Raw genomic sequence first — 18462 nt, 5'->3', positions numbered from 1 at the left:
CCCCTGCCCCAGACGCCTCCGGCCCCGGGGCCCACCTCGCCTCCGTCCGGCATCGCGACACGCGAGCCCCCGAAAAGCGCACCACCGCCCTCCCGGGCACACACGCCGCCGAGGAACGCACCGGCCGCACCGCCTCCGGCCGTGGCGACGCGGGAGCCGCCAGCGTCGAAGGACGTACCTGCCGAAGCACCGCCAGCGACCGCGACCCGCGAGCCCGTTCCTGATGGGGACCGGCCCACGGTGGACGCTCCGCGCTCACCGCCTTCGGGCACCCTGCCCTCGAACCTGCTGCCGTCCCCAGGCTTGAGCGGCGGGGTGATCATTTCGACGCCGGAGAACTCGCGGGGCGGAGGCCGCACGCTGCGCCCCGGCGACCCGAGCCTGTCCGCGGAATCACGCGCCGCCGACGAGCGGGCGCTCGTGTCGGAGCGCGTGCAGGGCATTGTCGACGAGCGCCGGGCCCGCGACCGCGTGGACACCGGCCGCATCCATCCCTACTTCGGCAAGCTGCGCGCACAGCTGGAGAAGCAGATGGACGCCCCGCCCCTCTTCGACATGCCCAGCTTCCCCAAGCAGATGCTGTACGCCTACGCGGAGAAGGCCCGGCAGTTCGGCGCCTCGGGCTCCCCGGGGAACGTGCCCGGGCCACGCCAGGCCCCCAAGCCGGGTGAACTCCTCGGCCGGCGCGCCCGCGACGAACCCGGCTACAACCGCCTGCGCAGCCGAGTCCAGGCGGGCGAGGAGCTCCAGGACTTCGCCCAAGGCGTCAGCACGATGAAGCTCGTCGTCACGCTGGAGCTGCTCCAGGGCCCGGACGGCATCCTGCGCGAGGTGAAGCTCATCAGCCGCAGCGGCAACCACGCCTACGACGACTACGTGCTCCAGGCCGTCCCGCCCGCGCTGGGGAAGTTCCCCGCGCCGCCCCCGGACGCCATGGGCGTGCACACCGACGGCATCCGCAGCGTGTGGTCCGTGGAAGGCCGCGTCGTCTACGTGCGCAAGCTCAGCGAGATGAAGAAGGGCAGCGACAACGTCTACCTCGCCGCCCTGGCCGCGGTGGGCCTGCTCGCCGGAGGCTTCGAGGAGACCACCGGCGAGGTCTCCGTCATCGACGTGCGCAACCCGCACTTCGAATGCCGCTCGCGCCTGCTGCGCGTCTACTGATTCAGGGCGTGAACGCCGGGGGCCACCGCACGCCACCGCCCAGCGGCAGCAGCGCCTCCGCCACGTCCAGCAGCGCCCCGTCCGCCCACCGCCGCCCCACGAGCTGCACCCCCACCGGCAGGCCCGCCGGCGTGCGCCCCATGGGGAGCACCACCACGGGCCCCCCCGTCGCGTTGAACAGGCAGGTGAACCCGCCAAAGGCCTCCAGGTAGTCGCGAGGCACGCCGTCCACCTCGACCGGCGTCCCGAACGGCGTGTGCACCGGCGCGGCCGTCATCGCCACCGGCACCAGCCACGCGTCCCAGCCGGACAGGAACGCCTCCAGCCGCGCGATGTGCGCGTCCCGCCGGGTCTGCGCCGCGCCGTAGCCCGTCATGTCCAGGCGCGTGCCCTGCACGATGGCCTTCGCCAGCAGGTCGCGCTCGAAGGGAAGGAACTGCTGCTGGTAGGCCTCGCGCACCGGCGGAGGCAGGGGCGCGCCCACCTCGCCGCCCTCCATCAGCCCCCACACCTCCACGAGGTCCGCGAAGTCCTGCCCCGGAGGCAGGGCCTGCTCCACCACGGCGCCCGCCGCGCGCGCGGCGGCGGTGAAGCGCTGGAGCAGCTCCCGCGTCTCCCGGTCCGCCTGGAAGGGGCCCAGCGTGTCCGCCCACGCCAGCCGCAGGCCCTTCAGCGCCCGGGGCTTCGCGGCCCCCACCGGCGCGACGGGCGGCACTTCCGGGGCGAGCGGATCCGCGCCCTCGATGAGCGACAGGATGAGCCGCAGGTCCGCCACCGAGCGCGCCAGCGGCCCCGCGCACGCCATGTGGCGCACGTGGCGCGGCCCGTCCGGCGCGTCCGGGATGTGACCGAAGGTGGAGACCCGGTGCTCCGTGGGCTTGATGCCCACGATGCCGCAGTAGTGCGCCGGCTGCCGGATGGAGCCGCCAATGTCGCTGCCCACCTCGAAGGGGGTGAGGCCCGCCGCCACGGCCGCCGCCGCGCCGCCGCTGGAACCGCCCGGCGTGCGCCCCAGGTCGTGCGGGTTGTTCGCCCGGCCCCAGAGCGGTCCGTCCGTCTGGAAGTCCCCGGCGAACGGCGGCAGGTTCGTCTTGCCGAAGAGGATGGCCCCCGCGGCCTTGAGCCGGGCCACCACGGTCGCGTCCCGCGCGGGCACGTATTCCGCCAAGGCCGGATGGGCGGACGTCGTGCGCAGCCCCTGGGTGCTGAACGTGTCCTTCACCGTGAAGGGCACGCCGTGCAGCGGGCCCCACAGCTCGCCCCGGGCCAGCGCCGCGTCCGCCGCTTCCGCCCGCTTCCGGGCCTGCGCCTCGTCCCACGTCACCACCGCGTTGAGCGCGGGGTTGAGCTGGCGGGCACGGGCGAGGAAGGCGTCCAGCACCTCCACGGCGCTGACGTGACGCTCGCGAAGGGCCGCGGCCAGCTCCGTGGTCGTGAGGGACGCGAGCGCTCGCGCGCCCCCGGAGACGCCAGACTCCTGCAGCGAGACAGACGGTTTCATGTGCGCTTCTTCCCCCGAGGGCCGGCACCGGAGGCGCGGCACCTTCCAGCTCGGGGTTCTACCAGTTCCTCAGCGCGCGCGGGCCTGGGCGGCCGGGGCCGGAGTCACCACGTAGGCGGAAGCGGCGGCGTCCACCTTCACTCGCGGTGGGCGCCGGGACTCCTCGAAGTAGCGGTAGCCCGGCTCCAGGCCGCGCCAGAAGGCCTTCTGCGCATCGGTGACGCCGGAGAGGGCCTCCAGCGCCGCGAGCCCCGCCGCGTCCAGCCGGCGCGGGAAGAGGTGCACCGGCACGTCGCGGCCCATGCGCGCGCGGGCGTCGGACACCATCACGTACAGCGCCTCGATGGGACCGTCCTGGATGGCCAGGCAGCCGATGCTCACGCAGTCGCCGTGGATGTAGATGTCGCCCCCGGGCTTCTCGGCGCCCAGCTTCCGGTCGAGCGCGTTCGGGTAGCTCACCCGCAGGGACAGGTGGTACGCGCTCTTCGGGTTGAAGAGGTCCACCGTGTAGAAACCCTCCGGGACCTGGAAGTCCCCCTGGGCCCGCTTGGGTCCCACGTCCCCGGAGGCCGCGCAGATGGGGTAGGTGCGCACCTTCACGAGCGGCTGGCCGCGCGGGCCGGCCCAGACCTCCAGCTCGCGCTCGGACTTGAAGGCCCGCAGGTAGAGCTCCTCCGGGGGCCAGGTCAGCCCCGCCTCCTTGAACGTCTGGACCAGGCCGGCCGTCTGGCGCTTCCGGGCCTCCGCGACCCGGTCCTCCGCATGGGCGCACAGCGAGGCCAACAGGACACCCCACGCGAGCAGGACCTTCATGGGCGGAATGCTCCTTGTGTAAAAACCGGTTGGACGCTGGCGGACGTCAATCCGGTCCCCGGGCAGGGGTGGCCGGCGAACAGGTTACAGGGACGGGGGCACCCCTGGCCCCCTGCTTCCCAAGCTGCTAGCAAGCGGTTCGTGGGCCTTCTGGATGACGTTCAACGTGACGGCGATGGAAACCAGGGCCTGCCCGGTGTTCTCATCTCCAACGTGCATCATGGCGAGCAGGGGCCGCCGGTGTGCGCAACGACTGAAGCTCCCCGCCCCGTGCCGTTCCGGCCTTTTGCCTAAGAATGAATGACTCCCTCGAGACCCTCCTCGCCGACGGCATCATCGACGCCGTCATCGGCCAGCTGAAGACGGGGAAGGAGGCGGAGGTGTGGCTGGTCCAGCACGCCGGCCAGGTTGTCGCAGCCAAGCTGTACAAGGAGCGCCACGAGCGCAACTTCCGCAACAACTCCGGCTACAAGGAAGGCCGCGAGGTGCGCAACTCGCGCACGCGCCGCGCCATGGAGAAGGGCAGCCGCTTCGGGCAGGCCGCCGCGGAAGAGGCGTGGAAGAACGCGGAAGCGGACTCGCTCTACAAGCTGCACGCCCAGGGCGTGCGCGTGCCCACGCCGGTGCTGTTCTATGAGGGCATCCTCCTCATGGAGCTGGTGCGGGACGCGGAAGGCCAGCCCGCGCCCCGGCTGGTGGAGGCCCCGCCCCAGACGCCCGAAGACGCCGAGGCCCTCTACCTGGACCTGCGCGCCCAGGTGATTCGCACCCTGTGTGCGGACCTCATTCACGGGGACCTGTCGCCCTACAACATCCTGATGAGCGGGTCCGGCCCGACCATCATCGACTTTCCGCAGACGGTGGCGGCGGCGCGCAACAGCCAGGCGGAGTTCTACTTCCGCCGCGACCTGGACAACGTGCGGGAGTTCCTGGCGGGGTTTTCGACCCGGCTGGCGGCCCGTGCGGGTGACACGGGTGAAATCTGGAATGCGTACGTGCGGCGCGACCTGACGCCGGAGTACGCTCCGTCGGGCACGTTCCGCGAGGCCCCGCGCAAGCAGGGAGGCCCGGGCCGTCAGGGCGGCGGCCGGGAGCGCTTCCCGCTGGAAGAGCCGAGGCGCAACGAGTTCCGTCAGGCCCCGGCGCCCGTGGCGGCCGCGGAGCTGGAGGAAGGGATCAGCGCGGAGGAGGCGGAGCTGCGCGCGCTGGAGGCGATGGTGCTGCGCCAGGGTGGTGGCGAGCGCGGACGGCCTGTCGTCACGGCGAGCCCGCGGGATGGGCGCCGGCGTGGTGGGTTCGGAGGCAAGCCGCCGCCGCGCAACGGCAATGCGCCCCGGCCTGGAAACGCGGGGCCGCAGCAGAACGCGGGAGCGCGTCCGCAGCAGGGCGGTGGCAACAACCGGCCCAACGGCAACAACGGGCGTCCGCAGCAGGGCGCTCCGCGCAACGGTGCTCCTGCGCAGGCAGCGACTGCCCCGGCGGCACAGGCGGATGCGCGCGCGAACGGCCGGCCGCAGCAGGGCGCGCAGCAGCAGGGCGGGCCGCGCAACGGCACTCCGCGAAACGAACCGCGCCGCGAAGGACGTCCGCCGCGTCCGCCCAACGGCGAACCGCGCATGAACGGCCAGCCGCACGGCGAGAATGGCCAGGCCCCGCAGCGGCAGAACGCCCAGCCGCGCATGAACGGGCAGCCCCGTGGTGGTGAGCCGGGCGTGAACGGCCAGCCGCACGGCGAGAATGGCCAGGCTCCGCAGCGGCAGAACGGCCAGCCGCGAATGAACGGTCAGTCCCGTGGCGGTGAGCCGGGCGTGAACGGCCAGCCACGCATGAACGGCCAGAGCCGTGGTGGTGAGCCGGGCGCGAACAGCCAGCCGCGCATGAACGGTCAGTCCCGTGGTGAGGCAGGCGCGAACGGCCAGCCGCGCATGAACGGTCAGTCCCGTGGCGGTGAGTCAGGCGTGAACGGCCAGAGCCGTGGTGGTGAGCCGGGCGTGAACGGCCAGCCGCACGGCGAGAATGGTCAGGCCTCGCGGCGGCAGAACGGCAAGCCGCGCATGAACGGCCAGAGCCGTGGTGGTGAGTCGGCTGTGAGTGGCCAGCCGCACGGCGGCGAGCCGGCTGTGAACGGCCAGGCGCAACAGAACAACGGCAACGGCCGGCCGCCGCGCAACGAGTGGCGAGCGAATGGCCGCCCGCAGCAGAACGGCGAACAGAGCCAGGATGGCCCGGGGACGCAGTCGCGCATGAACGGCCGGCCTCCGCGCAACAACGGCTCCGTCCAGGACGGCGCCCCGCAACAGAACGGCGAGCAGCGCCAGAATGCCCGGGGTCCGGGGGCGGCCCCCCGCGAGGCGCGCGGCAACCTGCCCAACAACGGTCCCCGGATGCCCCGTCAGGGCCCGGAGCGCGGCGCGGGACGTTCGTCCCGGGGTTCCGCGCCCCAGGTGAGCTACGTGGGCCGTCCGCCCGCGGCCTCGTCGTCGAACCCCGAGACAGGCTCCTCCTAGCCTTCAGGCATGACTCCCGGCCCCAAGAGGGCCGGGAGAACCCTGCTGGGACCGCCCGGCAGCGGCGCTCTCCCCGAACCGGCCTGACTGTCGGACCGGTGGGGGATTACGGCTGGAAGGCACCACGCTCCCGCCGAGCCTCGAAAACCTGTCCGACTGTCGGACCGGTTGGGGCCTCATGGCGGGGACCCCACTCACACCGGACCGCGAAAACCTGTCCGACTGCCGGACCAGTTGGGGCCTCACGACGGGAGCAGGCCTCGCGGCTGGAGTCCGGCGCGGACGCGTGACGCCCGCGCCCTACTCCGCCTTCACCGGCTGTTCGCGCGCCAGTTCCTCACGGAAGAACCGGCTGCCCTTCGCGAGCGTCGCCATGTACGGGCGCACGTCCTCGCGGGCCTCCGCGCTCAGCGCGGCGAACGGCGTCACATGCGCGTCCGGCACGTAGCGGAACGTCAGGTTGATGCGCCGCGTGCGGAAGTCCGGCAGCTCCGGCGGCATCACGTGGCCCGCGCGCGTGTCCACCCGCTGGACCCGGTGGAACGTCTGGTCCTTCCACTGCGACCCACCGAAGAGCTGCAGTGACCCGTCATCCAGCCACTGCTCCAGCACCACCGCGTCGCGCTCACCGGGCCGCGTGGACGTGACGAACTGGATGAGCGCGCGCTCGCCCAGCGACAGCGACGCCACCGGGCCCGGCTCGAAGTCCTTGTGCTCGCCCACGCGCGCGGTGTCCACCCAGCGCCCGTCCTCCAACCGGCTGCCGTAGAAGTTCACCAGGCAGGTGTTGAGGTGCCAGCCCTGCGGCATGTCCGGGCCCCGGAACATCCGCCGCGCCAGCGCCTCCACCTTCGCAATCTGCCGCTCCAGCACCGCGGGGAACGGCTCCGCCTTCACGCAGCGGTCCTTCACGCCCTTCGGCGGGCGGTAGTAGTCCAGACACGCGAACTGCCAGTTGCCCAGCCAGTACACCGGCCGCAGCAACCGCCGCTGCTGCTGCCCCTCCGGCGGTGGGAAGTGCTTCGAATAGCGCTCCTCCCACAGCGGATGCAGCGTGCCCAACCACGCCAATATCTCCGCGCGGTCCGTCGAGGCCAGGAAGCTCGCGTTGTAGTGGTGGCCCGGCGTGCGCTGCGCGGCCTTGCGCGCCAGCGGGGAACCCGGACCCCTACGGGGAGGCAAGGCCATGTGCTCAGGTCCTCACGCCTCGGAGGCGGCCACGTCGAACGCCAGTTCGATCATCTCGTCGAACGTCGTCTGCCGGTCCTCCGGCGACAGGTGCTCGCCGGTGAGGATGTGGTCCGACACCGTGAGCAGGGCCAGCGCCCGCGCGCCGAACTCCGCCGCCACGCCGTACAGGCCGGCGATCTCCATCTCCACCGCCAGGATGCCCATCTTCGCCAGCGTCGCGTTGAGCGCTTCCTGCGGGTGGTAGAACAGGTCGGACGTGAAGACGTTGCCCACGCGCACCGGCTTGCCGCGCTTCTCCGCCGCCTCCACCGCGCGCCGGGCCAGCGTGAAGTCCGCCACCGCCGGGAAGTCGTGCCCCATCGCGCGCATGCGGTTCACGTTGGAGTCCGTGCCCGCGCCCATGGCCACGATGACGTCGCGCAGCTTCACGTCCGTGCGCAGCGCGCCGCAGCTGCCCACGCGGATGAGCACCTTCGCGCCATAGGACTTCACCAGCTCCGTCGCGTAGATGGAGATGGACGGCACGCCCATGCCGTGCCCCATCACCGACAGCCGCTTGCCCCGGAAGGTGCCGGTGAAGCCCAGCATGTTGCGCACCGACGTGACGGCGCGCGCGTTCTCCAGGAAGCGCTCGGAGATGTAGCGCGCCCGGAGCGGGTCACCCGGCATGAGGACCACTTCGGCGAAGTCACCGGGAGACGCGGAGATGTGCGGAGTTGCCATGGAAGCAGAAGCCTTTCAGCGCGCGGTCGACAGACCGGACGGAGCACCCGTCGGAACGGCCACCGGCGTCGGTGCCGGCGCGGCGGGAGTACACGGGTTGGGCAGCTTGCCCGAAGCCGCGGGCTCCGTGTTCACCAAAGCGGGGGCCTGCGCCTGAGGAGGCACCCGGCGCGGCGGCAGCTGCACCGGCGGAGGGATGGGGCAGTGCGTGCACGGCCCCTTCAGCGGAATCACCAGCCGCCGGCCAATGCTCAGGAACGTGTTGCGCATCCGGTTGGCCTTCTTGATGGCCACCACGCTGGAGTTGTTCCGCATCGCGATGGCACCCAGCGTGTCCCCGTTGCGCACCTTGTACATCATGAGGTTCTGATCCGGCTGCAGCGCCAGGAGCGGCGCCACCCGGCGGCCCAGCTCCTGCGCGCGTCCGTTGAAGAAGCGCACGTGGAAGTGGTCGCGGTGCCGGCGCGCGTGCTTGATGAGTGAGTTGAAGCCCGCGTTGAACAGCGTATCCAGCCACACCTTGTCCTCGCCGATGGACAGCGCGTAGTCGTACAGGACCTTCTGCACGCGCTTGTCCACGAGGATCATCTGCACGTCGGTGTTCACCACCAGCGAGCGCACCAGCGCCCAGTTCATGGCCACGTCGATGTAGCGCTCCCGCTCGCGCTCGCGCACCGGCTCCGCCGTCGGGTAGTAGAAGCCCAGGTCCACGTCGCGGCCGTTCTGGTGGCTCTTGTGCGGGCGCAGGTAGCCGCCGTCCTTGGTGGACAGGCGGTTGACGCGCAGCGTGGGCACGTTCGGGTACTGCGCGCGCACCGCGCGGATGGCGGCGGCCACGTAGTCCACCGTCTCCTGCGTGCCGTAGGCGATCTCCGGCGACACCACGAGCCAATCCTTGTCATCCGGCACGCGCACGCTGTTGAGCTGCCGGCCGCTCTCCACGAAGCCGATGGACATGGAGCCCAGCGTGGCCGGGTCCTTCTTCCACGCCTCGGTGAGCGCCTCGTCGGACAGGTCGGCGGTGTACAGCGGTCCCGCGGGCGCGGCGGGCGCGAGCGGCGCCTGCATCTCCCCTTCCTCGCTCACGCCTTCGTCGTCGGTGGCCGCGGTGGCCTCGTCGTCCTCTTCCTCCGCCTCCACGGGGCACGGGTTCTCACGCACGGCGGCGTCGGTGACGACAGCGGCCACCTCCGCCGGGGACGGCATCGCGGCGGGGGCACCGGAAGCGCTCACGGCAGGCGCGGGCTGGGGCTCACCCGCGGCGGCCGGGGCCTGCGCGGGCGGCGACGCGGCCGGGGCTGCTGGCGACGGCGCGGGCGCCGCGGCCTGGGCCGGAACCGGAGCCGGCGCGGACGCCGGAACGGGGGTGACGACACGCGCGGCACAGCCGGCGCAGAACAGGAGGATCAGGAGTGAGGAACGCACCGGGGGCGAGGATGACCCGAGACGCGAATGACTCCAAGCATCCAGACCGCATTTCACCGCCTGAGTGCCTGCCCGCTGAGCGTCGGTGAAACGCAGTCCCTGCCGTGATTGACATGAATCAATCGCCTCACGTCTATTGGCGGCTCCACCCGGTTTCCCCCTCGTCCCTCCCCATGATGCGAGCGCCTCGCCCGTCCGTGGCCACGGCCGTACGCCCTCACGGCGTGCACGCGGCGCACGACGACTGGCATTCCACCGGGTCCAGCCCCCAGCTGCTCACCCTTCCCGTTCCCTCCGCGTCCCTCGCGCCCGCGGGGAGCATCGCGCTCCTGCTGACCGTGGCCGGGGATGCACTTCACGCACGGGTGGCCGAGGCCCTCGCGTCGCCTTCCACTTCGGCGCAAGCCGTCCTCGACGCGCACCGGAAGGCCTGGCGCGAGGCCTCCGCCCGGACGCCGTTCCCCGAGCACGTCGCGGAGCTCTGCTACGCGGGGGAGCCTTGGCTGACCGGGCTCGTCCTGGAAGCGGAGGCGGGCTTCACGTGGTGTGTGCGGGACTTTCCTGGCGCCGCGCTGGAGGCCGGGAAGCTTTCGCTGCGCACCCGTTCCCCGGTGGCGGGCTTCACGCTGGAGGCGAGCATTGTGCTGACACCGCCCGCGATGAATGACCTCGAGGCGCTCGCCCAGGCGGAGTTCCCGCCGTCCGCGCCCACCGCCGGGCAGTCCTGGCTGCCGCCGAAGCAGGGACGCTAGACCATGCTCATCCGGCTCATTCCCTGGCTGCTGGCGGTCTGGTTCGGGGTGTCGTTCCTCTGCCAGTTCCTGCCCATGCCCCTCCAGAGGCTCTTCCGGGCCCTCGACGTGTTCTCGCTCATCCCCCGGTGGACGTTCTTCTCCCCGTCGTTCTCTTCGTCCGACTACCACCTGCTCTACCGCGAGGCGCTGTGTGACGGGACGCTCACGCAGTGGCGGGAGATTCCGCTGGCGGCGCGCCGCTCGCTGCTGAGCGCGGTCTGGAATCCGGAGCGGCGCCACCGCTATGCCGTGTCCACCGCGGTGACCACGCTGGTGCAGCAGGCCAAGGCCCGGCGCGGGCCCCTGACGCAGGCCCATGGCTACGCGGCCCTCCTGGCCCTCATCACGTCGCGCGGCGGCACGCCCCTGACGCGCGCGTTCCAGTTCGCCATCGCCGAGTCGTATGGCTACGAGACGCGGACACCGTCCCGCATGCTGCTCGTGTCGGAGTTGCACCCGCGATGATCCCCTTCACGAACACTCCCGACCTGGCGCTGTACGCCGTCCGCGCGCTCATGGCGCTGGGCATCCTCATCACCACGGGCGAGCTGCTGGCCAACTGGCGGGACCACTCCGACGGCGGCATCTCCGGCTGGCCGCTGCTGCGCCAGATGCTGGAGCGGCACAGGGGCGGCCCCCTCCTGAGGTTCGCCGTGTCGCTGGTGTCCCCGGGCCGCTTCCGGGGCTGGCTGTGCCTGCGGGGCGGCTGCGCGGCGGCGCTGCTGGTGCCCACCCTGCCGCCGCCGATGGTGCTCGCGGCCCTGGCACTGCTCTTCCTCACGGACCTGCTCATCTCCATGCGCCTGCTGTTCGGCAAGGAGGGCTCGGACCGCCTGGTGCGGATGCTCAACGTGGCGCTGCTGCTGGTGGCGCTGGCCCCCGGCGACCCGCGCGTGATGAACGCGGGGCTGGCCTTCATCGCGCTCCAGGGATGTCTGGCCTACTTCACCGCGGGCTTCTGGAAGGTGCTGGGCCGGCAGTGGCGCAACGGCCAGGCCGTGTTCCTCGTCTTCAACACCCGCACCAACGGCGCGCCCTCCGTGGCCGCGGTGCTCGCGCGTCAGCCGTGGGTCACGCGCCTCTTGAGCTGGTCGGTCGTCAGCGTGGAGGTCCTGTTCCCGCTGGCCCTCGCGGGCGGCCCCAGGGTGGCGCTCGCCTTCGTCGCCTGGGGCGTGGTGTTCCACGCGGCGAACGCGCTGGTGATGGGGCTCAACACCTTCTTCTTCGCGTTCGCGGCGACCTACCCCGCCATCCTCTTCTGCGCCGGGCACGGCGTCCTGCTCTTCTGAATCAGGTTCCGGCCACGGCCGCCGCGTCCTCCAGGAGCGCAGCGGCCTTCCGGGGCGACAGGACATCGAAGGGCAGGCGCCGCCCGCCCCCCATCGACAGCACGCGCTGGTCCTTGCTCACCAGCCACGACGCCCCCGCGCGGGCCGTCAGCTCCAGGAACTTCTGATCATCCCGGTCGCGGCACGGCGGCAGCTCCACCGGTGAGCCCTCCCCGTCCGCGACCCGCACGAGCGCGCCGTACGCGTCGCGCACCGCCCGCTGCGCGTCCGCCGTCAGCTTGAACGAGGGATAGGCGAGCACCAACGCCAGCTCCTTCAGCGTGTGCCGGTCCGCCCACGCCGTCAGCGCGCCCGAACGCAGCGCCTCCTTCAACGGCCGGGTGAAGATGTCGTCAAAGACGAACACATCCAGCACCACGTTGGTGTCCAGCACCACGGAACGAATGAGAGGCACAGCGGAAGGTGTCTTCACGATGCAGGAACTTTCCGTCACCAACACCGCCCACACAACCCTGCCCTCTTTGCGGCCAATCACAATGCACGGAGTGTCCATGGCAGAGACCTGGAATCGTGGACAACGATGCATATCGTTGAATCCCTCCCCCTGACCGGCCCCCGCCGGTGAAAGGTCTGTCCATGAAGCCCACGTCCCGTTCGCTGTGTCTGACGTTGCTGAGCGCCGCTGCCCTGCTGGGTGGCTGTGGAGGCGAGGAGGCGCCCACGCCGCAGGGTGAAGGCGTCGTGGTGCCGCCGGTCCAGACGGAGGGCGCCGGCAATGGCTTGAGCGCGAGCGCCGCGTACTGCGACGACGTGACGACGTGGGATCCGGCCTGGGTGACGTTCGAGAGCGATGTGCTCACGCTCATCAACCAGCGCCGCGCGGCCGGTGCCACCTGTGGCGGCGTGGCGAAGCCGGCGGTGGGCCCGCTCACGCTGGACACGAAGCTGCGCTGTGCGGCGCGCAAGCACTCCAAGGACATGGGCACGAACAACTTCTTCAGCCACACGGGCTCCACCGGCACCACGCCGTGGCAGCGCATGGCCTCCGCGGGCTACAGCTACCGGACGGCGGCGGAGAACATCGCCGCGGGCTACGGCACCGCGCAGGCGGTGGTGACCGGATGGATGGCCAGCACCGGCCACTGCAACAACATCATGAATGGAGCGCTGCAGCAGACGGGCATCGGCTACTTCAACGCGCCGTCCAGCACGTACAAGGCCTACTGGACGCAGGACTTCGGCACGCCGTAGCTCCCGGGCAGGGACGGAGGGCTATGCTTCGCGTCCCATGCCCTCCCCCTTCGCCGAGCACTTCCCCGCGCTGCGGTCCGGCTTCAGCTACCTGGACAACGCCGCGGGGGCGCAAGTGCCCACGCACTGCATCGACGCCATCCATCACTTCCTCACGGGCGGAAGCTGCAACGTGGGCCAGCCCTACGCCGCCTCCCGCGTGGCCACCGCGCTCAAGGCCCGGGCGCGCGAGGAGACGGCGGAGTTCCTCAACTGCCGGGCCGAGGAGGTGATGCTCGGTCCCAGCGCCACCGCGCTCACCTTCCAGGTGGGCCGGGCCTTCTCACGCCTCTTCCAGGCGGGCGACGAGGTGGTCCTCTCCGAGCTGGAGCACGAATCCAACGCGGCCCCATGGCGCGCGCTGGAGGCGCAGGGCGTGAAGGTGACGACCTGGCGCGCGAGCTGGCCGGAGGGCCGGCTGGAGGCCTCGGAGCTGAAGAAGCTCATCACGCCGCGCACGCGGCTGGTGGCGGTGACGGCGGCGGCGAACTCCGTGGGCGCGACGCCGGACGTGGCCGCGGCGGCGGAGGTGGCACACGGCGTGGGCGCGTGGCTGTTCGTGGACGCGGTGCACTCCGGCCCGCACCACCTGCCGGACGTGCGGGCGTGGGGCGCGGACTTCGCGGTGTTCTCTCCCTACAAGGTCTTCGGTCCACACCTGGGCTGCCTGTTCGTGCGGCGCGAGCTGCTCGCGGGGCTGCCCGCGGACAAGCTGTGGTTCATGCCGGATGACGGTCCGCAGAAGTTCGAACCGGGCACGGCGAACCACGAAGGCTGGGCGGGCTGGCTGGGTTCCCTGCGCTACCTGCGTGACGTGCTGGGCGGTGGCCGGCCGGGACGTGAGGGATTGACGCGGGCCTTCCAGCACATCGCGAAGCTGGAGCAGCCCCTGCTGGAGGCCGCGCTGGAGCAGCTGTCCCGCCACCCCCGCGTTCAACTCTACGGACCGAAGACATCCGCCGGACGCGTGGCCACCTTCTGCTTCAACGTGACCGGCCTGGCACCGCGCGCCGTGGCCGAGCACCTGGCGGAACAGGGCGTGGGCGTCGCGGCGGGCCACTACTACGCGACGATGGCGGCGGAGGCGCTGGGGCTCATGCCCGACGGCGCGGTGCGCGCCTCGCTGCTGCACTACAACACCGCGGAGGACGTGGGGCGGCTGCTCGCGGCGCTGGATTCGCTTCCCTGATGCCGGGAGCCATCGTCCATCGCAGCCTCCCGCTCCGCGTCGACTTCGAAGAGCCGGGCGTCACCTTGCGTCCACTGCTCGCGAAGCCTGTCTTCATCGCGTGGCCGGAGGTGGAGTTCGTCTGCCTGACGCCCACGATGGAGCGGCATCCCGAAGGCTGGCGGGAGAAGACATACACGTTCCTGCCCAAGGGCTTCCGCTCCACGCTCGAGTCGTCGGGACAGCTGTATGTCGAGCTGGTCGTGAAGGACCGGCGTCCCCTCCTGGCCCGGACCGAAGGCGCCTGGACCCGGCTGTGGCTCACCGGCCGGCTGCGGCCCATGACCGATGCGTGGGATGCGTGGAAGGTGGATCAATCCCTGGTCAGCCTGGACGTCTACCGGCACCGGTTGAGCGCGCCGCTGGATGAACTGCTGGACCTGCTCGCGCGGCATTGCCGGTTCGACCTGGTCGTCCACGACTTCTGAGCACGGCCAGGCCGTTCGCGCTCAGTATTCCTTCAGCAATGCACCGGCCGTCGTCAGGCCGAGCCTCTTGAACAGCGCGGAGAGCTTCGCCTTGGGAATCCGCTTCTTGGCGGCCGCCTCGATGCGAAGGAGTGAGAAGGCGAGCTGATCGAGCGACGTGAAAGCCGGCGCGATGGAGTCTTCCTCGTGCGCGTAGCGGACGACTTCCCCCGTGGTGACGTCGAGAAGGAACATCTCACCCGAGCCGTCGCTCGCGATGCCGACGTACTTGTCGTCGTTGGCTCCGGACAGCTCCTCCTTCTTGCAGTCGAAGCCATAGCTGCCGAAGTCGAAGGCAAGGGTCATCACCGGCACACCACCGCCGGTCACCACCTCATCAAGCACCCGGCCAGAGGGAACGAGGCGAACCTTCTTGCTGCCTGGCTTCGACACGCGAGGCGCCTTCGGGAAGAAGCGCGCCGCGTCCGCCGCGAAGTCACCGCGCTCGATGTAGCCGGTGAGGGTGCTCGCCTCCGCGTTCTCGCCCCACTCGGTGAGCGGGGGCTCGCCCACGTCGAGGGGGGTGCCGTCCTTGGCGAAGAAGGTCGTGCTCTTCAGCTTGCCCTTGGCGAAGACGGCCGTCAGGCGATGGGGCCACGGCTTGGGAACCTTGAAGGCCTTGGACAGGAGCTTGATGCCGGCGAACTCGAACAGTGCGCCGTTGGCCGGTCCGATGACCCACTCCAGGGTACCGTCGATCGCACCGTCACGCAGCTCGACCTTGAGCGTGTCCGGGAAGTCGAAGCCGGCGCGGAAGCGCGCCTCGACCAGCGCACCGGCCGCGAAGGTGGCGACCAACGTTTCGGTCGGTCCCACCGGCAGACCCAGCGCATTCCGCATGGCCACGCGCGGCGCGTACTCAGACATCTCGTGGAAGCCGAGCGACCATTTGAGTTCACCGTCGAGCTTGCCGTCCTTGCGGGTGGCATCGAGCAGCAAGAGGCCCGACGGATGAATCCACAGGCGCTCGCGCGCGTCGTCCGGGCCGCCGTCTCGCCAGAGCCTGGCGTCGGCATCAAAGATGGCTTCGAGGGACACGCCCTTGGGACGCGAGTCGGTCGTCATGGCGCCGGACCCTAACAGGTCGTCGAAATGATCTCCGAACAAGCGCAGGCGCAACAGTTTGCATCCTGGCTGTAGCCATCAGATGCATCCGCGATTTCCGCATTCACACTGAAATCAGTTTTCAGACATCAAAACTTCGCACCAACCAGAGTCAAACCAGACACGATGCGTGCTTCTTCCAATTGGCGCGCATCGCCAGCCCCGCCGCGATGACTTCGCCGACGCCCAGGAGGACCAGTCCCCAGAGCAGGGCCTCCATGAAGCCATCGTTGGACCCGGACAGCAGCGGCTCACTCAATCCCATCCCCAGCACCACCGTCCCCAGGCCCGAAAGAATCCCCAGGAGGATGGAGTACGTGCGTTGGCGGCCGGTGAGGTTGAGGAAGAGCATCACCAACCCCACGACCCATCCCAGCACCACGATGGCGGCGCCCAGGAAGAAGACCGGCCCCGGACCGTCCTCATCCCCCTGGGCCCAGGCCCGGGATGCGAACAGGACGCTGGCCATGCCGGGCATCCAGGGGAGTCGCACCTTCAACGCGCAGAGCCATCGCATCCGGGAAACGCTACCACCTCACGCCTCCACGGGCGGAGCGGGCTGCTTCGCCGTCAGCGTCGCCCCCGCGGACGCGACGCTCACCAGCGCGACCGCCAGCCATTGCAGGGGCGTGAGCTGCTCGCGCAGGAACAGCCAGCCCACCACCGTGGCCACGCCGGGCTCCAGGCTCATCAGGATGCCGAAGGTGCGGCTGGAGAGCTGCCCCAGCGCCATCATCTCCAGCGTGTACGGCAGCGCGCTGGACAGCAGCGCCACGCCCAGGCCCGCCGCGAAGAGGCCCGGCGTCATCCGCTCCAGGTGGCCCTCCTTCAACATGAAGGGCAGCACCGTCAGCATGGCCACCACCATGCCCGCCGCCACGCCCTGCCCTTCCGGCACGCTGCGCGACAGCCTTCCGCCCGCCAGGATGTAGAGCGCCCAGCACGCCCCCGCCGTCAGCGCCAGCACCACGCCCAGCGGATCCAACCCGCCGGGCCGCGCCGTCCACGGCGTAATGAGCACGATGCCTGTCGCCGCGAAGAGCACCCAGACGAAGTCCAAGGCCTTGCGCGACCCCACCACCGCGAGCACGAAGGGCCCCACGAACTCCAGCGTCACCGCGAGCCCCAGTGGGATGCGCGCGATGGCCAGGTAGTACGTGAGGTTCATCACGCCCAGCGCCACGCCATACGGCACGATGGCCGCCCACTGCGCCCGCGTGTAGCGCCAGAGCGAGGGCCGGAAGAAGGCCATCAGCATCACCGACGCGAGCACCAGCCGCAGGCCCGCGGCCCCCACCGCGCCCAGGACGGGGAAGAGCCCCTTCGCGAGCGCGGCACCTCCCTGAACGCTCACCACGGCGATGAGGACCGCGGGAATGGGAGGCAGGGAGGAGGCACGGCGTCCGGCGACTTCGCTCATGGCGCCGCAATCTAGCCAGGGTGCCTCACGGATTCACGGGCGCACTCCACGCACCGGTCCGCAGGAGCGCCCGGCGCGCGAGGAAGCGGGAGACGTTCCACTCCGGGACCGTGTCCCCCTGGGACAGCCGCTCCTGGTGCTCCTTCAGCAGGGGCGCCAGGCGCCACTGGTTCTCCTCGGAGACGGTGGACTCCGCCAGGACCAGCCCGGGCACGGAGTCCGCGGAGAGGTCGTAGAACATTTCGCTGTCCAACGAACCGGTGCGCGCATACCGCTCCAGGTTGTGGCGGACGATGAAGGCCTCCGGGTTGAGGAAGTTCAGCACGAGCACCGCGCCCAGCGCCGTGGCGAAGGCGCCCACCGCGAAGCGCTCCGGCCGCCACCACAGCGTCACCGCCCGCCACGCCAGCGCCGCGCCCAGCGCCACCATGAAGACATGCGTGTGCAGGCGCAGCAGCGTGTAGCCGAACGCATCTTCGTACAGCGACAGGCGCCGCATCGCCGACGCGAGGATGATCAGCGTCAGCACCACCATCAGCGACGTGCCCGCGCGGAAGACCGTCTGCGCCACGCGCGTCTCGCGCCGCGTCCAGCGCGTCAGGGCCATCACCAGCGCCAGCGTCAGCGAGGAGACGACCACCAGCTCGAAGAAGCCATGCCGCGCGTACTCCGCGAAGGAGTAGCCGGGCGCGGGGGAGGAGGCCTCGTTGACGAACAGGTACGCCACCTGGAAGGACGCGAAGACGAAGAACAGCGCGTTCACGGCGAAGATGAGCATGAGCGCTTCGATGAGCCCCAGGCGCGGCGTGGCGGACGTCACCTCCGCGTCCCCCAGCTCCTTCGTGGCGCGGCGGCGCAGCGCATGGCCCAGCACGCCCGCGGCGACACACGCGCTGAACGCCACGCTGATGCCGCGCGACACCAGCGTTCCCAGGTCCAGGTCGAACGACAGCATCCGCTGGAGGGTGGAGGAGAAGACGCCGTCCGCGGATTCGAGCAGCAGCCCGAACACGAGCAGCACCGGCAGCGTCAGCAGCAGGCCCCGCGACAGCGCCCCCAGCAGGCGCGAATGGGTCTTGAGGCCGCGCAGGTCCACGCTGTCGCGCGCGAGCGCCGGTGGGTAGCGCAGGGTCTGGACGGCGGAGCCGAAGAAGACGGAGAGATAGTCGGTGAGCCCCAGCCGCTCCACGCGGCCCGCGGCCCAGAAGTGCGCGAGCAACATCAGGAGCACGGACGCGGTCAGCACGTTGAGCGACAGGAGCCAGGAGCTGTCCCGCACCGCCACGAAGACGCTGACCAGCCCCAGCGGCGCCAGCAGCCACGCGTTGGGCCGCGCGCGCTGCCAGCCTTCACGGCCGCCCAGCCACGCGAGCGCGCCCACCAGGGCCGCCACCAGCAGCGGGAAGCCCAGGCCCCAGTGCGCCCTGTCGAGCAGGAACTCCGCGAGGAGGCCCAGTCCCAGCGATGCAGCCAGCGTCCGGCGCGGGGCGCGAACCCACGGCAGCGAGGGCCCGCCCGGGGCCGCGACGGCGGGGGCGGGAGAAGG

The 18462-nt window shown here is 71.0% G+C and carries 18 protein-coding genes; 8 read left to right on the top strand and 10 right to left on the bottom strand.

Annotated elements, in window-relative coordinates; all coding sequences use genetic code 11:
• Window positions 1-315: 315 nt before the first annotated feature.
• Window positions 316-1164, top strand: a complete 849-nt coding sequence (locus tag D7X32_RS34945; RefSeq protein ID WP_244239350.1) for a TonB C-terminal domain-containing protein — start codon at window positions 316-318, stop codon at window positions 1162-1164.
• A gap of 1 nt (window position 1165) precedes the next feature.
• On the opposite strand, the gene D7X32_RS34940 is transcribed toward D7X32_RS34945, so the two are convergent.
• Both D7X32_RS34940 and D7X32_RS34935 read right to left on the bottom strand, forming a co-directional pair.
• Window positions 1166-2665: an amidase gene (locus D7X32_RS34940; protein ID WP_120606904.1), complete on the bottom strand. Its 1500-nt coding sequence runs from the start codon at window positions 2663-2665 to the stop codon at window positions 1166-1168.
• A gap of 69 nt (window positions 2666-2734) precedes the next feature.
• Window positions 2735-3478 (bottom strand): L,D-transpeptidase family protein, encoded by a 744-nt coding sequence (locus D7X32_RS34935; protein ID WP_120606903.1) that lies wholly within the window; start codon window positions 3476-3478, stop codon window positions 2735-2737.
• A 296-nt stretch (window positions 3479-3774) separates the two neighbouring features.
• On the opposite strand from D7X32_RS34935, the gene D7X32_RS34930 reads away from it, so the two are divergent.
• Window positions 3775-5985, top strand: coding sequence for an RIO1 family regulatory kinase/ATPase domain-containing protein (locus D7X32_RS34930; RefSeq protein ID WP_120606902.1), 2211 nt, complete (start codon window positions 3775-3777; stop codon window positions 5983-5985).
• A gap of 300 nt (window positions 5986-6285) precedes the next feature.
• On the opposite strand, the gene D7X32_RS34925 is transcribed toward D7X32_RS34930, so the two are convergent.
• The 3 genes from D7X32_RS34925 to D7X32_RS34915 are packed head-to-tail and all read right to left on the bottom strand — an operon-like array spanning window position 6286 to window position 9324.
• Complete coding sequence (locus D7X32_RS34925) at window positions 6286-7173, bottom strand: alpha-ketoglutarate-dependent dioxygenase AlkB (RefSeq protein WP_120606901.1); 888 nt, start codon at window positions 7171-7173, stop codon at window positions 6286-6288.
• 12 nt (window positions 7174-7185) lie between these two features.
• The gene (gene deoD / locus D7X32_RS34920; RefSeq protein WP_120606900.1) at window positions 7186-7899 is read right to left on the bottom strand and encodes a purine-nucleoside phosphorylase; all 714 of its coding nucleotides are present in this window, start codon (window positions 7897-7899) and stop codon (window positions 7186-7188) included.
• A 15-nt stretch (window positions 7900-7914) separates the two neighbouring features.
• Window positions 7915-9324, bottom strand: a complete 1410-nt coding sequence (locus D7X32_RS34915; protein ID WP_120606899.1) for a LysM peptidoglycan-binding domain-containing protein — start codon at window positions 9322-9324, stop codon at window positions 7915-7917.
• A 173-nt stretch (window positions 9325-9497) separates the two neighbouring features.
• Here D7X32_RS34915 and D7X32_RS34910 point away from each other — a divergent pair, with 173 nt between their 5' ends.
• The 3 genes from D7X32_RS34910 to D7X32_RS34900 are packed head-to-tail and all read left to right on the top strand — an operon-like array spanning window position 9498 to window position 11407.
• The gene (locus D7X32_RS34910; RefSeq protein ID WP_147450385.1) at window positions 9498-10076 is read left to right on the top strand and encodes a hypothetical protein; all 579 of its coding nucleotides are present in this window, start codon (window positions 9498-9500) and stop codon (window positions 10074-10076) included.
• Between the two features lie 3 nt (window positions 10077-10079).
• Entirely contained in the window at window positions 10080-10583 is a 504-nt protein-coding gene (locus tag D7X32_RS34905; protein WP_120606897.1) for a hypothetical protein, read from the top strand.
• The gene (locus D7X32_RS34900; protein WP_120606896.1) at window positions 10580-11407 is read left to right on the top strand and encodes an HTTM domain-containing protein; all 828 of its coding nucleotides are present in this window, start codon (window positions 10580-10582) and stop codon (window positions 11405-11407) included. The genes D7X32_RS34905 and D7X32_RS34900 overlap by 4 nt, the downstream gene beginning before the upstream one ends.
• Window position 11408: 1 nt before the next feature.
• Here D7X32_RS34900 and D7X32_RS34895 read toward each other — a convergent pair whose 3' ends face one another.
• Window positions 11409-11861, bottom strand: coding sequence for a putative toxin-antitoxin system toxin component, PIN family (locus D7X32_RS34895; protein WP_244239349.1), 453 nt, complete (start codon window positions 11859-11861; stop codon window positions 11409-11411).
• Between the two features lie 182 nt (window positions 11862-12043).
• Here D7X32_RS34895 and D7X32_RS34890 point away from each other — a divergent pair, with 182 nt between their 5' ends.
• The 3 genes from D7X32_RS34890 to D7X32_RS34880 are packed head-to-tail and all read left to right on the top strand — an operon-like array spanning window position 12044 to window position 14353.
• Complete coding sequence (locus D7X32_RS34890) at window positions 12044-12658, top strand: CAP domain-containing protein (RefSeq protein ID WP_120606895.1); 615 nt, start codon at window positions 12044-12046, stop codon at window positions 12656-12658.
• A gap of 37 nt (window positions 12659-12695) precedes the next feature.
• On the top strand, window positions 12696-13886 hold the full coding sequence (locus D7X32_RS34885; RefSeq protein ID WP_120606894.1) for a cysteine desulfurase-like protein: 1191 nt from the start codon (window positions 12696-12698) through the stop codon (window positions 13884-13886).
• Window positions 13886-14353, top strand: a complete 468-nt coding sequence (locus D7X32_RS34880) for a hypothetical protein (protein WP_120606893.1) — start codon at window positions 13886-13888, stop codon at window positions 14351-14353. Before D7X32_RS34885 ends, D7X32_RS34880 begins: the two co-directional genes overlap by 1 nt.
• 21 nt (window positions 14354-14374) lie before the next feature.
• Here D7X32_RS34880 and D7X32_RS34875 read toward each other — a convergent pair whose 3' ends face one another.
• The 4 genes from D7X32_RS34875 to D7X32_RS34860 all read right to left on the bottom strand — a co-directional run.
• Complete coding sequence (locus D7X32_RS34875) at window positions 14375-15511, bottom strand: SMI1/KNR4 family protein (protein ID WP_244239348.1); 1137 nt, start codon at window positions 15509-15511, stop codon at window positions 14375-14377.
• A gap of 97 nt (window positions 15512-15608) precedes the next feature.
• On the bottom strand, window positions 15609-15965 hold the full coding sequence (locus tag D7X32_RS34870) for a hypothetical protein (RefSeq protein WP_120606891.1): 357 nt from the start codon (window positions 15963-15965) through the stop codon (window positions 15609-15611).
• 66 nt (window positions 15966-16031) lie between these two features.
• Window positions 16032-16916 carry an EamA family transporter gene (locus D7X32_RS34865; protein WP_120606890.1) on the bottom strand — a complete coding sequence of 295 codons (885 nt, stop codon included), beginning with the start codon at window positions 16914-16916 and terminating at the stop codon, window positions 16032-16034.
• Window positions 16917-16941: 25 nt separating this feature from the next.
• Window positions 16942-18462, bottom strand: a 1521-nt coding sequence (locus tag D7X32_RS34860) for a DUF4153 domain-containing protein (protein ID WP_147450384.1), incomplete at its 5' end; no start/stop codon positions are given.

It is taken from the genome of Corallococcus carmarthensis, assembly GCF_003611695.1.
In the GTDB taxonomy this organism is placed as follows: Bacteria; Myxococcota; Myxococcia; order Myxococcales; family Myxococcaceae; genus Corallococcus; species Corallococcus carmarthensis.
The sequence above is the reverse complement of the archived record's forward strand: the minus strand, read 5'-3'. Positions and strand labels throughout refer to the sequence as shown.

Excerpts from the sequence above, each read along its gene's own strand:
- D7X32_RS34930 (WP_120606902.1), top strand. The coding sequence starts at position 3,775 with ATGAATGACTCCCTCGAGACCCTCCTCGCCGACGGCATCATCGACGCC.
- D7X32_RS34870 (WP_120606891.1), bottom strand. The coding sequence starts at position 15,965 with ATGGCCAGCGTCCTGTTCGCATCCCGGGCCTGGGCCCAGGGGGATGAG.
- D7X32_RS34865 (WP_120606890.1), bottom strand. The coding sequence starts at position 16,916 with ATGAGCGAAGTCGCCGGACGCCGTGCCTCCTCCCTGCCTCCCATTCCC.
- D7X32_RS34905 (WP_120606897.1), top strand. The coding sequence starts at position 10,080 with ATGCTCATCCGGCTCATTCCCTGGCTGCTGGCGGTCTGGTTCGGGGTG.
- D7X32_RS34925 (WP_120606901.1), bottom strand. The coding sequence starts at position 7,173 with ATGGCCTTGCCTCCCCGTAGGGGTCCGGGTTCCCCGCTGGCGCGCAAG.
- D7X32_RS34885 (WP_120606894.1), top strand. The coding sequence starts at position 12,696 with ATGCCCTCCCCCTTCGCCGAGCACTTCCCCGCGCTGCGGTCCGGCTTC.
- D7X32_RS34880 (WP_120606893.1), top strand. The coding sequence starts at position 13,886 with ATGCCGGGAGCCATCGTCCATCGCAGCCTCCCGCTCCGCGTCGACTTC.
- D7X32_RS34935 (WP_120606903.1), bottom strand. The coding sequence starts at position 3,478 with ATGAAGGTCCTGCTCGCGTGGGGTGTCCTGTTGGCCTCGCTGTGCGCC.
- D7X32_RS34940 (WP_120606904.1), bottom strand. The coding sequence starts at position 2,665 with ATGAAACCGTCTGTCTCGCTGCAGGAGTCTGGCGTCTCCGGGGGCGCG.
- D7X32_RS34910 (WP_147450385.1), top strand. The coding sequence starts at position 9,498 with ATGATGCGAGCGCCTCGCCCGTCCGTGGCCACGGCCGTACGCCCTCAC.
- deoD (WP_120606900.1), bottom strand. The coding sequence starts at position 7,899 with ATGGCAACTCCGCACATCTCCGCGTCTCCCGGTGACTTCGCCGAAGTG.
- D7X32_RS34900 (WP_120606896.1), top strand. The coding sequence starts at position 10,580 with ATGATCCCCTTCACGAACACTCCCGACCTGGCGCTGTACGCCGTCCGC.
- D7X32_RS34890 (WP_120606895.1), top strand. The coding sequence starts at position 12,044 with ATGAAGCCCACGTCCCGTTCGCTGTGTCTGACGTTGCTGAGCGCCGCT.